Source organism: Turneriella parva DSM 21527 (assembly GCF_000266885.1).
Lineage (GTDB): Bacteria > Spirochaetota > Leptospiria > Turneriellales > Turneriellaceae > Turneriella > Turneriella parva.
In genome coordinates, this window is record NC_018020.1 from 878042 (window position 1) to 891082 (window position 13041).

Below are 13041 nucleotides of genomic sequence, written 5' to 3' on the forward strand. Positions count from 1 at the left end.
CAGAATGTCAACATGTCATGCAAGATGCGCTGATGGTTGCCGATTTCAAGGCACGATTCTCCGATGTTCTGGCGAAGGTTCGCAACGGTGAAGAGGTCGTGCTCGAGTACGGGCGGCGCCACGAGAAAATTGCCGTGTTGGTGCCGTACGAAAAATACCGGCGCCTGACCGCGGGAAAAACGAAACGGCAGGCTGGCACCCTGGCAGGCAAAGTAGAAGTCTTCTTTGGAAAAGACTTCAAAATGACCGATCAAGAATTTCTGGACTCGTGACTTACCTACTCGATACGCGTGCATTGATCTGGTTCTTGACGGAGCCGAAAAAAATTTCTGGCAAGACCATGAAAAGGCTTCTCATGCCAGAAACCTCGGTTTATTTTTCGAGCATCAGTTTCTGGGAAATTTCACTCAAGTTTTCAATTGGAAAGCTGAATTTGAAAGGCGGCGGACCAGATAGTCTGCTTGAGGCAGCCAAAGAACAAGGGTTCAAATTTATTACAGTCAGCGAGCAAGACGCGCTGGGGTTTGCCAACGTACCGCGGCATATCCATTCTGATCCGTTTGACCGCATGCTGATATGGCAGGCGGTTTCACGCGGCCTGACTTTGGTGAGCGCAGAAGCGCAACTGAGCGAGTACCAGGCGCTGGGGCTGAAGTGGGTTTGGTGACCCAGGCCCCACCAAGATTGCAAATATGGGCAAACCGGCGAAGCAAGCGAAAGTACCGTTCAGCAAAATTATCGGTTCAAAATGGACGGCGGCCAACCCAACCAATGGCGAGAAACATTTTCTTGTAACCCGCATCGCCGATCACAAGCGCCGCGAACTCAAGCTTGAATGCGTTGTCACGAGGCGCAGCTTCATTCTGCCGTTGTCAGAACTGACCAACGCAGCGAATTACACTTCGGGTTGGCATTAGCAAAATGGGGATCTATAATTTTTCTAAACCATGCCATCACCCAGAAACTGCGCCGCTTTCTTGCGAATGAGCTCTTTCGCATCTTGAGCCATTTTGTCCCAGGTTGCGTATGTATAGACGAGTCTATGGTTTTTACGGAGCAAGCGCTCGTTTCTGGCCAGAAAATCCCAGTAGAGAGCATTGAACGGGCAGGCATTCTCGGTTGTAGTCTCTTTCGAGTCGAACCGGCAATGCCGGCAGAAATTGCTCATGCGTGAAATATATTTGCCGCTCGCAGCATAAGGCTTCGAGGCCATGATGCCGCCGTCGGCGAAAAGAGCCATGCCCAGAGTATTTGGCAGCTCTACCCATTCGAATGCATCGGCATAGACTGCGAGATACCACTCGCACACTGCCTCGACGTCGAGGCCTGCGAGCAAAGCGAAGTTGCCCGTGATCATCAACCGCTGAATATGGTGCGAATACGCGTGTTCGTGGGTGTGTCTCACCGCTTCGGCGATGCAGAACATCTCGGTTTCGCCCGACCAGTAGAATTCTGGCAGGGGCCTTTTGGCGTTAAAAAAATTCAGCTTTGCATAGTCGGGCATCGCATGCCAATAGATACCGCGCACGTATTCGCGCCAACCGAGAATCTGCCGAATGAAACCTTCTGCCGACGCAAGCGGCACAGCACCCGACCGGTATGCTCTTTCAGCTGCGCGGCAGATTTCGAGCGGCTGCAAGAGTCCCGCGTTGAGATAACAGGATAGCAGCGAATGGTAGAGATAAGCTTCGCCCGTAACCATGGCATCCTGATAATCGCCGAAATGGGGTAAGAGCATTGCGATGAAGTGCTGTAATTCAAGCAGCGCTTCGTCACGTGTCACCGCAAAATGAAATGGCTCAAGCCTTCCAAAGTGCCCAGAGAACTTCTGCCGCACGAGTTCGAGCACCTCGCGGGTAATCTGCGACTTCTTGTGGCTAATGCGCCGTGGCGATGCCAGGCCCCTCGGCGGTGGCTTGCGGTTTTCCCGATCGAAATTAAACGCGCCGCCTTCGGGCAAACCGTCTTTGTCCATCAAGATATTGTAACGGCGGCGCATTTCACGGTAAAAAAATTCCATGCGCAGCTGCTTCTTGCCTTCAGCCCAGCGTTCAAAATCGGCGTGTGATGCAAGAAAGCGAACGTCTTCGCGCATTTCGAAATCCACACCGTCGATCGTCTGCCAGCTGCGCATCACTTCGCGCAGGCGATATTCGCCGGGTTCAGTTGCAACTAGGCGAGTGAGCAATTGCTCTGCCAGCGCGCGCCTGACTTCACCGTCGATCGAACCGGTATTTGCCGCGTCGGTGAGCTTCACATAGCGTACCGTGAACCCTTTCGCCTGAAGCTCTGCTGCGAAATGCCGCATCGCCGCGAACAAAAATGCAATCTTCTTCGGATGGTGGCGCACATAAGTCGCCTCAGCCATCACCTCGCAGATCAGCACCACATCGAGCTGCGCGTCGATATCAGCGAGCGATGCGATCTCGTGTGAAAGTTGATCGCCCAAGATGAGGCGAAGTGCACCGGCCATGCAGCGTTGAATGCCGGCGCGGCCGCGCGGCAAGGCGAAGATTCAACCAGCTTCGACAGCCCAACCACCACACAGCTCTGGCAAAACATAGCGGCCTTTCGCACCCATTCATTCGCGGTTGAAAAACAATGTCCAATGTTTACCAAAAAGCTAACACACGAATCATGTCTCGTTTGTTAGATTCATAGGCATGGCGAAATATCTCGTATTCGCCGCCTCAAGCGGCATCGGTCAGGCGGTGGTCGCAGAATTGCGTGAGCAGGGGCACGATGTGGTAACCACCGCGCGCAACGCTGCTAAAATCAACCCTGACTTCACCGTCGACGCCTCAGATTTCGAGGCTGTCGAGCAGGTCTTTGAGGGTGTGGGTGCGGTCGACGGCGTGGTGAATTGCGCGGGTTCGCTGCTCTTAAAGCCCGCACACCTGACGACTGCGGGTCAGTTTGATGAGGTGATGGTAGCATCGCTCAAGACGGCGTTTGCCGTCGTGCGCGCTGCCGGTAAACATATGCGCGGCGGAGGGTCTGTGGTATTGGTTTCTTCGGCTGCAGCGATGGCGGGCTACGCCAACCACGAAGCGATTGCGGCTGCTAAGGCCGGTATTATTGGCCTCGTGCGCTCCGCCGCAGCGACATATGCTGCGAGCAACCTGCGCTTCAACGCCGTTGCGCCGGGTCTCACCGAAACGCCACTGACGCAGCAATTGACGACGAACCCGGCAGCGCGCAAAGTTTCAGAGGCAATGCATGCGCTCGGCAGAATCGGCTCAGCCGAAGAAATCGCGCGCGCGATCTGCTTTTTACTCGACCCGGGCAACAGTTTCATTACAGGGCAAGTCATTGCCGTCGACGGCGGCCTGAGTATGGTGCACCCGAAAGCCCGCGCATAGCTATGGAAATCCAGCGCCCTCTGACAATTGCGATCGCCGGCGGCAGCGGTTTTGCAGGCAAAGCGCTGGCTGTCGAACTTTTGAACCGCGGCCACAGGGTGCGTATACTGGCACGCTCAGTCGCCAATGGTAACCCAAGACCCAACCTCGAGACGCGGCAGTGCGATGTCTTTTCGCTGAAGCAGGTCGACGAGGCTCTCGCCGGCTGCGACCGCGCCGTCTACCTTATTCACTCGATGCTGCCGAACAACCGCATGACGCAGGCGAACTTCGAAGACCTCGACGTTCTGGTCGCCGACAACTTCGCGCGCGCCTGCCGCAAAAACAAGATCGAGCGCATTGTCTACATTGGCGGCATTATTCCGCCAGGTGAACTCTCGCAGCACCTGCGCAGCCGCCTCGAGGTAGAACAAACTCTTGCCGCATACGGTACACCGCTCGTGGCGTTGCGCGCAGGCCTCGTCATCGGCGCGGGCGGTTCTTCGTACCGCATTCTCGCGCGGCTGGTGAAGCGGCTGCCGGTGATGGTCTGCCCCGCGTGGACGCGCTCGCGTTCAAACCCGGTGGGCCTGGACGACGCCACGGCAGCGCTGGTTGCCGGTTGCGAGCGCAGCTGGAAAGAGCTGCAGACCTTCTGTGCCAACACCACAGGTACCGCTCATGAGAATTATCTGGCATTCAATATCGGCACGCGCCGCGTGGTGAGTTATGTTGAGCTGATGCAGACGGCCGCGCGAGTCTATAACCGCAGGCTCGCTGTGCTGACCGTGCCGGTCAATTCATATGCTCTCAGTAAGCTTTGGGTACGCTTCTTTTCAGGGGCCTCAAAGACACTCGTTGAACCGCTGGTCGAAAGTCTCAAGCACGACATGGTCGCAGAACCGAATGGCTTGCCCGAACTTCTCGGCCGCGAACCGCAAACACTCGAACTCATGCTTGAGCAGGCTGAAGCCTCGAAACCGGTAAATCTTATGATGCCGCGGGCCGGCGCATCCACTGACCGCAGTGTCAGGTCTGTACAACGGCTCAATGTGCCGCAAGGTCGCGACGCCGACTGGATAGCGCGGCGCTACGGCATTTGGCTCGGCCGCTTCTTTCGCGGGCTGATCACCGTGACCATGCGGCAGCGCAATCTGGTGTTTGCAGCCAATGGCATCGAACTCTTGCGGCTCGACTATTCGGCCGAACGCTCAGACCGCACGCGCGCGCTCTATTACATCACAGGTGGCGCGCTCGCACGCAAACACACTTCACTCTCGGGCCGGCTTGAGTTCAGACTGCTCGCGTCGGGTTCGCAGGCGCTCGCGGCGATTCACGATTTTGAGCCCGCGCTGCCCTGGCCGATCTACACCAACTCGCAGGCGCCGTTTCATGCTTGGGTGATGGGTCGGTTTAGGGATTATCTCAAAGGTCGAAGGCACAAAGGAGATATTCAACCCTGACGCTGAGGCCCTGCCAGAATCGTTTCGCGTGTCACCCGGTGGCGATAGTCAAACAGCCGCTCGAGTTCTCGCCGCGCAAACCATCCGCCGAAAAAAGCACCCACGGGGCCGAGCGGCAGTGCATATTCGATGTCGTCAATGAGGATCGATTCGTTTTCTGAAACCGCCTCGACAATATGCCGGTGCAGCCAGTAGCGAAAAGGGCCTTTGACCATGCGGTCGGCAAACATGCGCCCTGCCTCATACTCCACATGCTCGGCTTCTATAGTTTGCCACAGCGGCCCGATCTTGGTCTTGAGTATCACGCGCGTACCGACGGCGAGCGAGGTCGGCGGCTGAATAACCTCTGTCGTCTGCCAGGGCGGTTGCAGCAGTGCAAACGCATCGGGCCGTTCGTGAAAAGCAAAAAGGCGAGCAGCAGTCGCGGGCATTTTTGATTTTTTCTGAAAGTTTTGTGTTGTCATTATTCTCTCTAATTAGGCGCTCAGAAAATCTCGCACGAGTTCAAAGGCCTTTGCATTGACCACCAGACCAAGATGTGAACCGCTCACTTCGGCGTGCGTTACGTTGGGTGAACGCTGGTCGATGCACGCGCGCCAGTCGACCACTGCATCGGCCTTGGAGTAGATCGCAAGAATTGCGTTTTTTATCGGCACAGCGGAGCGCATTTCGACATCGCGCGCCATGGCCTCGAGATCGAAACCCCAACTCTTGTAGAGCTCGCCAACCGCCGTGAATTTTGGACCTCCCACTACTGGCGAGCCCAAAGTCACCACATGCGCCACCTGCTCGGGCAGTTCGCGCGCTACCTCGCGCGCAATATAACCGCCGAGACTCCAGCCGACGAGGTGCACCTGCAGGCCATCGGCTGTAAATTCTTTGAGCCGCTGAATGGCCTGCGCGAGCAGATCGGGCACATAACCGTGGTTGCGACCGAGGCCCCAGTGGTGCACTTCGGCGCCGATGGTTTTGAGGTAATGGTGCAGCACAGTCATGGCAACTTCGTCCGTGCCGAAACCGGGAAAAAGGATAACGGGGTGATTGAAGGGGCGTTTACCGCGCGTGAGTGCAGGGTATCGCAGCGCCAGATTTGCCAGCTCGAGCGCAACCGCAGCTTCTCGCCACAATCCCCAACGCGACGGCGGTTGGGGAGAGAGTTCACGTCTGGTGTCTATGGCTAGATAACTTCGCGGCGGTTTCGTCACTTTCGCAAGCTAACTCGCAGAGTCCCGAACGACCAGCAAAAACAGCGTACGGTTTTCAGCAGCCGAAACCGGGTTCAATATATGGCGTAACTGGCGTACACATTGAATAGGGCAAGCCCTGCGCCAAGTTGAAACGTGCTACCTGAAAAGGCGCTTACACCTGTGAAGTCTGCAATCATGGCAATGCCGACGACGAGCGATTCGGTACGCGCTCCCAGATTGATCTTGGCATTGCCCTTGAAGTTATCTGTGACTGTGGTCGAACTACCTGCATTGACATCTATCGTCGCATGCGTCGCACCGCCACCGAGCATCAATATTACGGTGATGAAAAAAGCTCCCTTGTCGGCATATGAAAGGCCAAGCCCGGGCATCACTGAGAGATTTAGGTACTGGCCACCACGGTAGCCTGTATACTGCGGAAACCGAGCCTCGAGAGTCGCTGGAATAATTGTCGTTGAACTGCTGACCATGAAAGCGTTCGCCGAAGCGCCGAGTAAGAAACCCAGATGAAAACCATCTTGCCAGCCCGCTTGCCTGAATGCAGGTTTTAACGAGAAACTATCGGTAAGGGAAAAATAAACGTTTGTGCCAAGATTGGTGACGCGCAGATCGCTGCGAATATCGGCGATGCTATTGTCCGTTTTGCCATTCGGGTAATCGGCATAAAAGCCGGAATAGTTTTGGTAGAACAGATCAACCCCCACCCGTTCTGCGTAATAGTAGCCCTGCAGATCTTGAGCTCGCGTAGTGCCGTAACGCGAAGTGTCTTTGTCGATTCCAGGAACTTTAAAATCGACCATGAAACCAAAATCTCCATAGTTTAGCCCCAAACCTGCCAAGAAAGGCGTATTGGGTTCGTACGATACCGGAATCAGCCCTTCTGGTGTTTGATCGCTTAGATTCAGTGAAAGCGAACGGCTTTCACCCGCAAACCGCATCACAAGTGGTTCGCGCTCGGGCTTTTTTTCCTGCGCTTCGGTATGCACAGTAAACAGAATCATGATTGTAACAAAGAATCGAAACCGCAGCCTGAACGACATACTGATTCTAATGCGCACCCCGATCAACGCGGTCAAGTCAAATGGTTGAAGAGAAGATTCAGACTCCATCAAGACATTCTTGATCTTTCTTAAAAGCCACAGCGACCGCTTCGAATTCTTTATCGTGCGTCTAATCTTTTTACTCTGGTTCATGTTAAGATTTCTGGTTATCGCGATTTTCGCTCTATCACTGCCCATTATGGCAGACCCGCAAGAATGCCTCGTCGAGGGCGCGGTTGAACAGATTGCCGAGCACATGCCCGAGAATTCTATCATTTATCGCGAATGTTATCATTGCCAAACGCCCGCGTACGAAATGATTCGCGTGACAAAGACCGAAATTCGCCCTTGTCACGTGAGAGGTCTCGCCGATGAACGGGCCCTCTATATCACGGGCGAAGTGTTGTTAAGATTTCAAATGCCAAAATGCGGTGCAATCGAAGGCGAAGAAAAATCAAAATACAAGTTAGAAAGTGAATTGCTGGTTCTTAACTATGCCTGGCTGCGCGACGCCAAAAAGTACAAAGCCGAAAATATAGCCGACACTTTCGGTGAAAACTCTCACCACTTGTGCAAGGTCTTTTCTGATAAAGCCTTGGCCCGAAAACAACCGAAAAAACAGAAGCGTTAGTCTCGCAGGCCGTCAACCGCCATGACGTTAAACAGCTAATCCGTTATGGTTGCACTCTTGCAAAGGGTTCGTTCAGCCGCCGTCGATATTGCCGGCGAGCGCGTATCAGAAATTGGCCCAGGCCTTCTCGTATTGCTCGGCGTCGGTCACGATGACCATGAATCCCTGGCATCGGCGCTTGCCAAAAAGACCGCAGCGCTGCGCATCTTCAGCGACGAGGCCGGCAAGATGAACCTGAGCGTCGCTGATATCCAAGGCGAAGTACTCGTTGTGTCTCAGTTCACTCTCATGGCCGACACGCAGAAGGGCAACCGGCCGTCGTTCGTCGATGCCGCGAAGGCAGAGCTTGCAATCCCGCTCTACGAATTCTTCGTCGCCGAGCTCGGCCAACTACTGGGCAAAGAGATCAAGACCGGCCGATTCGCTGCAGACATGCAGGTGAGCCTGGTCAATGACGGGCCGGTGACGATTTGGCTCAAGGCTTAATTACTGCTGGCAGGTGAGCGTCAGCTGGTCGACGGTGCAGGTATTATTGCCTCCGAGCGCCCCGTTGGCATCGATGCAGCGGAATTGCAGGGTATTTGCCGTCGTGTCTTCGTTCGCCGTCAACAGTAACCTGAGCGTACCGGCGGTACCGGTACCACAATGCGCCCAGATGCGATTGCTATTCCAGTTGATCGCCAGGCAGTTCTCGGCTGCGCTGTTCGAATGGTTGTAGAACATCTGCAATTCACAGCCGAAGCGGCCAGAAAGACTAATCGACGGAACATAGGTTGCGTTGCTTGTTCCTGTGTATGCGTTGCCACCACCGCCAATAGTCACGAGCCCCCCTGTACCGCCGAACCCTGCTGTCGCATTAAAGGTCCATAAGCTGTTCAGAGACCAGTTGGCCGCTGAGACATTGAAATTATCATCGAGCACAGTTGTGCTCGTTGAGGCCTTGTCGTTACACCTTACGACAACGTTGTCAATGCGCCAATCGGCGAAGCCAGTGGTGTTGTTTGTCACGCTTGAGACAAATGAAATGCGCCCAGTACCGTTCGCCGGTAAGAGAGCTTTTCTGCGGACAAAACTGGTCGCGCTCGAGATATCAGATGCTCCGCTCGTATCTTTAAACGTGCCGACGACGGTTGAACCAAACTGTACATTCGCCGATACGCCTACTTCACCTTTGAGCAGAAACTGTGTGTCATATTCGAGTACACAGCCGGTTTTTCCAGTCAGGTCAAGTGTCGCTGCCGTCGAGATATTGAAGGTGGCGGCCGTTGCGCTCGAAGGAGCCTGCAATGCGAGGCCGTTCATGGCGGGTGTGGAGGTCAACCAGGTACCCGAGGTCTGATTCCACTGGGCAAGACCATTGTCAAAATCATCTCTGAAGATCACATTTTCCACTGGCCTCGGCAGGCTGTCGAGAAATGCGTCCTTCTGCTCCATCGCTGTGCAGGCGGTCAGGAACGCGAAGGAGAGGAGCGTAGCGAAGGGGGTGAGGCGTGCGCGTCTCATAACCTCACCCCCGCATAAAACCAAAGATCGTGCTGCATGAACACCTGATTGGCAGAGAACATGGTGACTTGCGCGCGGTAACTGAGGCCAAGGCTCCAGTAAGAGAAGTGGTACGCGCCCGAGGTGCCGATGACGGCACTCGGCTGCCAGCTCGAAAAGACAGTGCTGTCGGTTGTCGCGAGCCGTGTGTAAACAAGCCCCGGGCCTGCTTCGGCGAATGCCAGCCAGCGTCCCGATTGCAGGTAGGGTATTCCCAATATTGCATGATTCGAAACAAAGACGCCACTCAGCGATGCGGACTGAACCAGCATGAGTGAGTTAGCTCCCACTATGTCACTTTGGCCACTCAAGAGCGTGATCTTGCTCTGCAGGCCCACGCGTGATTCTTTCGGCATGAAGAACAATTTTTGCGAAAGGCCGGTGAAATAACCCGCCGCGCCGAGGGAATACCCCGTCAGTTTTTGCACTGGTATGCCTTTATCATAGGTGATTGTACCGTCACTGCTGTAGAGTGGATGTAGCAGCGGCATACCAGCGAAAATTTGTATCTCCCAATCACGCGCTTCGGCTTTGTTGCGGTTTGCTTCGGCATTGCGTCTTTCGGCCTCAGCGGCATCGAACATCGGTAGTTCGCGTGCCATCGATTCGGCGATCTTGTTGGCGAGTATATTGATGCCATTAAACATCTCGCTGTCTGACTTGGTGAGTATTTCTTCAGCAACCTTGAGCAGCCGGGTGTCTGCTTCATAGGCTTGCGCGCTCATCAGCAGTACCCCGTTCAGTTCGCTGAACTTGCCCAGCACCACGACATCGGCACCGGCATCGCGGCCGCGTTTGATTGCATCGTTACGGTTCACCGCTACATTCACCTTGGGTGGGGTGTTTGCCATAGTCGGTTCGCTGCTCGTGCTCTGAGCCGAATTCGCTTCAGCTGGAGCGGCATTAGCAGGTGCCGGTGACCCGTCCGCGATAGCATTCACCCGCGCATCCTCGCGCAGCATGAGCCTGAACTTCCCGGTTTTTTTAATCGAGTCGGCGAGCGCGTCCGAGATGCTGCCAGAGAGATAGTCGAATTCGATCTTGCCCGTCTGGTTCTCGAAATCGAAGATCAGCACCCGGCGCTGCACGATACCGATCTTGGGTGATGCTGGGCTGGCCGCAGGTTTATCTTCCGCATATGTGGAGTTTGATTGTAAGTGCAGAAGGAGTACTGCCAAGGCCAGGACAGTTTTTGACACGGTGGCGGGTATCGAGAGAAAACAATTTGGCGTCAATTCTTTACGGTTATACCTGCACCCCTGTTCAGGGGGGTGGGATAACACACCTATGTCTTGACCGACACCGAATGTGTGCCGTCTTCGGCGTCACTATGCAGTGTTGGGCACAAATTCGGAAATTTGGCGAGAATATCGGGAGGCTGGGCGCTTTTTTTGTCTTGTTATTCTCTCGCTGCAGCGGCACATCGACTGAGCAGCTGCTGGATCTCGCCTTCATTAAAGCCGATACGTATTTGGCGATTGAAACGGAATCGCTCGTGAGTTCGGGCAAAAACTTTGTGGTCACGGTCACAGCCCGCAAGAGGAATATAAACACCCTGGATCTGAATTTCCAAAACCAGCTGTCGGTGACATCAAGCGGTGCTGGTACCCTCAACATCAGCAATATAGAGCCATGGTCGCAGGGCAAAACGCGCATCACGCTATCTTACACGACGACTGTCGGCGTCGGTAGCCTTGATACCATCATCTTGCAGCTTGCGGCCGCCGGCACATCGATCACTGCCTCATCAAACAAGATTTCTGTCTATAACGAGCCGACGTTGCACCATTTCGACGTGACGATACCGACCACGACGCAAATAAACACCTCGTTCAACGTCACGATCACAGCAAAGGATGTGAATGGCGCAACGCTGACATCCTTCAGTACTCCCAACGATGCGGGTGTGTTGATTACACCATCGAGTGCCTCGGGCACTCTGACGGTCACTTCGCCTGCTTCGGGATTTGTCAATGGGGTCCTCACTGTCTCGGCTTTGTATAACATAGCAGTCTTTGCCCTCAGAGTAAGGGTTGCGCTGCAGTCAGATGCAGCTATCAAAGGCGAGTCTGGCCCGTTGAACATACAAACAGCGGCGCTGGCCACGCTTGCGAACTTTCGCGTGATGGCGATACCCATTGCCAGCAACAAGATACGTCTAAACTGGACAAGAATTCCTGAGGCATTTGATGTCATCGTGGAGGAAGAGTTGACGCCCGGCAACTATGCCCAGATAGCCAATTTTTCGGGTAGCCTGCATTATTATTACCACACAGCGCTCGCGGCAGCCAGTACGCATTCTTACAGGGTGACGATAAAAGATAACGCGGCCGTCACTCTTTTACAGGGTACAGCAAGTGCAACGACCTTTGGTACGGGCGGGTGCGTCACGAATATCGCAGCTATTACTTACACCACGAACCAGAGCTGGACCATCGCAGGCTCGCCTTATTGCATCACGGGTTCGGTAATCTTTGATGCCGGTGCGCGACTGGAAATCGAACGCGGTGCACTGATCTTGATGTCGAGTACCGGACGCCTAACATTTCGCAACGCCGCTGCGTTTTTGCCTGCCGACACTGGCAGCGGCATGACGCGCATTACTTCAGTCAGTGACGCAAGTCCGCCAGTTCCACACCTTGGCGTAGTACTGGAGTCGACGGCGAGCCCCACAGCGTACGCTGGTGCGACTGATGATTACGCCAATGGCAGCGTGTTGCGCCACATCTACTATGAGTATGGAGCAGAATTTAGGAGCGATGTCAATCTAAAGGTCGATGACGTCTTCTTCAGACAAAATTTAAACAGGGCGCTGGCAGCGTACGGGCCTACCAAAACAGTCGTTACGAATGCCACGTTTCAAAACAACACGGGAAGCGGTGGTGGCGGCCTGGCAGGCATTCCGGGTGTAACCAGCGTTAGCGCAGCTACATTCGAGTATAACACGTCGAATGCCCCCCAAGGCTGGGTCCATGGTGGTGGTCTACGAAACTGTAATCAAGTAACCAATAGTTTCTTCATCGGAAATAGTTCTTCACAAGGGGGAGGCGGCGTCGGTTCGTGTAACTCTGTTATTGATTCCTTCTTCGTAAAAAATTACGCTGTCACCTTCGGTGGTGGGCAGGCCGAAGGTGTCGCGCTGAGAAATTATTATTCTGAAAATAGCGTTTCGGGCAATGGGGGCGCGATTTGGACATATAGTGTTGGCGCGAATGTCATCACTCACAGTTACTTCGAAAACAACGCGACGGCAGGTAATGGTGGTGCGGTCTTCTTGTATTCAAACAGCTCAGGTCTGCAGACCAAGGGCCTTCGCTATAATTGGTACCGTGGAAATTCGGCCACAGGACAAGGTGCCGCGGTCTTCGTCGATACAACTAACACAGCGGGTTCCGCGATTGCGTTCACCTCACTTCAAGAATACTACCTGGACAATGCGACCGGCAATTCGGCCCTATATGTTCGCCAAAACCGAGATGCAACCGATACCGATAATGATATTGCCACCATTATCAACAGTGTCTTTAAGAAAGCCGCTTCGGATGCTGAATCGGAGGCAAATGTCGCATTCGTTTTGACAGGTACACCGACTCCGGTCGGCGTTTCGAACGGAACCATCAACAACAGCTACTTTGAAACCGGGGCGGCAGATTGCACGGCCGCATTCATCACTGGAGCAACCAGCTCATGCACAACGCCAACCCCGAATCTGTTCAAGACAGATGTGCAGTGGCCGTTTTGTGCCAGCACTGCGCCAGGCCAGGCGACGCCGGCGAATTGCGTCGGGCCGAGTTGGGATAAGCCGGTGCCGTGAGC

Annotated in this window: 14 protein-coding genes; 8 read left to right on the forward strand and 6 right to left on the reverse strand. The window is 54.5% G+C overall.

Annotation, left to right across the window (positions count from 1 at the left end; all coding sequences use genetic code 11):
• The first annotated feature begins 17 nt into the window (after positions 1–17).
• The 3 genes from TURPA_RS04150 to TURPA_RS04160 are packed head-to-tail and all read left to right on the forward strand — an operon-like array spanning position 18 to position 917.
• Positions 18–272 (forward strand): type II toxin-antitoxin system Phd/YefM family antitoxin, encoded by a 255-nt coding sequence (locus tag TURPA_RS04150; RefSeq protein ID WP_014802031.1) that lies wholly within the window; start codon positions 18–20, stop codon positions 270–272.
• The gene (locus tag TURPA_RS04155) at positions 269–667 is read left to right on the forward strand and encodes a type II toxin-antitoxin system VapC family toxin (RefSeq protein ID WP_014802032.1); all 399 of its coding nucleotides are present in this window, start codon (positions 269–271) and stop codon (positions 665–667) included. The genes TURPA_RS04150 and TURPA_RS04155 overlap by 4 nt, the downstream gene beginning before the upstream one ends.
• Positions 668–692: 25 nt before the next feature.
• Positions 693–917, forward strand: a complete 225-nt coding sequence (locus TURPA_RS04160; RefSeq protein ID WP_014802033.1) for a TIGR02450 family Trp-rich protein — start codon at positions 693–695, stop codon at positions 915–917.
• A 23-nt stretch (positions 918–940) separates the two neighbouring features.
• Here the strand turns inward: TURPA_RS04160 and TURPA_RS04165 are convergent, their stop codons facing one another.
• On the reverse strand, positions 941–2473 hold the full coding sequence (locus TURPA_RS04165) for a cryptochrome/photolyase family protein (RefSeq protein ID WP_014802034.1): 1533 nt from the start codon (positions 2471–2473) through the stop codon (positions 941–943).
• A 190-nt stretch (positions 2474–2663) separates the two neighbouring features.
• On the opposite strand from TURPA_RS04165, the gene TURPA_RS04170 reads away from it, so the two are divergent.
• On the forward strand, positions 2664–3362 hold the full coding sequence (locus tag TURPA_RS04170) for an SDR family NAD(P)-dependent oxidoreductase (RefSeq protein ID WP_014802035.1): 699 nt from the start codon (positions 2664–2666) through the stop codon (positions 3360–3362).
• A 2-nt stretch (positions 3363–3364) separates the two neighbouring features.
• On the forward strand, positions 3365–4804 hold the full coding sequence (locus tag TURPA_RS04175; RefSeq protein WP_014802036.1) for an NAD(P)H-binding protein: 1440 nt from the start codon (positions 3365–3367) through the stop codon (positions 4802–4804).
• Here TURPA_RS04175 and TURPA_RS04180 read toward each other — a convergent pair.
• The 3 genes from TURPA_RS04180 to TURPA_RS04190 all read right to left on the reverse strand — a co-directional run bounded on the left by TURPA_RS04180 (position 4795) and on the right by TURPA_RS04190 (position 7052).
• Positions 4795–5268, reverse strand: coding sequence for an SRPBCC family protein (locus tag TURPA_RS04180; protein WP_014802037.1), 474 nt, complete (start codon positions 5266–5268; stop codon positions 4795–4797). The two genes, TURPA_RS04175 and TURPA_RS04180, sit on opposite strands and share 10 nt — an antisense overlap.
• A 12-nt stretch (positions 5269–5280) precedes the next feature.
• Positions 5281–5931, reverse strand: a complete 651-nt coding sequence (locus TURPA_RS04185) for an esterase/lipase family protein (protein WP_053332114.1) — start codon at positions 5929–5931, stop codon at positions 5281–5283.
• Between the two features lie 152 nt (positions 5932–6083).
• The gene (locus TURPA_RS04190) at positions 6084–7052 is read right to left on the reverse strand and encodes a DUF4421 family protein (protein ID WP_041948288.1); all 969 of its coding nucleotides are present in this window, start codon (positions 7050–7052) and stop codon (positions 6084–6086) included.
• Positions 7053–7131: 79 nt separating this feature from the next.
• Between TURPA_RS04190 and TURPA_RS04195 the strand changes: the two genes are divergently transcribed.
• Together TURPA_RS04195 and dtd are read left to right on the forward strand one after the other, a co-directional pair.
• Entirely contained in the window at positions 7132–7683 is a 552-nt protein-coding gene (locus TURPA_RS04195; RefSeq protein WP_041948289.1) for a hypothetical protein, read from the forward strand.
• 45 nt (positions 7684–7728) lie between these two features.
• Entirely contained in the window at positions 7729–8169 is a 441-nt protein-coding gene (dtd, locus tag TURPA_RS04200) for a D-aminoacyl-tRNA deacylase (protein WP_014802041.1), read from the forward strand.
• Here dtd and TURPA_RS04205 read toward each other — a convergent pair whose 3' ends face one another.
• Entirely contained in the window at positions 8170–9117 is a 948-nt protein-coding gene (locus tag TURPA_RS04205; protein WP_041948290.1) for a hypothetical protein, read from the reverse strand.
• Positions 9118–9182: 65 nt separating this feature from the next.
• A complete protein-coding gene (locus TURPA_RS04210; protein WP_014802043.1) occupies positions 9183–10424 on the reverse strand; it encodes an addiction module protein in 1242 nt (413 codons plus the stop codon).
• Here TURPA_RS04210 and TURPA_RS04215 point away from each other — a divergent pair.
• Complete coding sequence (locus TURPA_RS04215) at positions 10364–13039, forward strand: hypothetical protein (RefSeq protein ID WP_157210391.1); 2676 nt, start codon at positions 10364–10366, stop codon at positions 13037–13039. The genes TURPA_RS04210 and TURPA_RS04215 overlap by 61 nt on opposite strands.
• Positions 13040–13041: the final 2 nt, after the last annotated feature.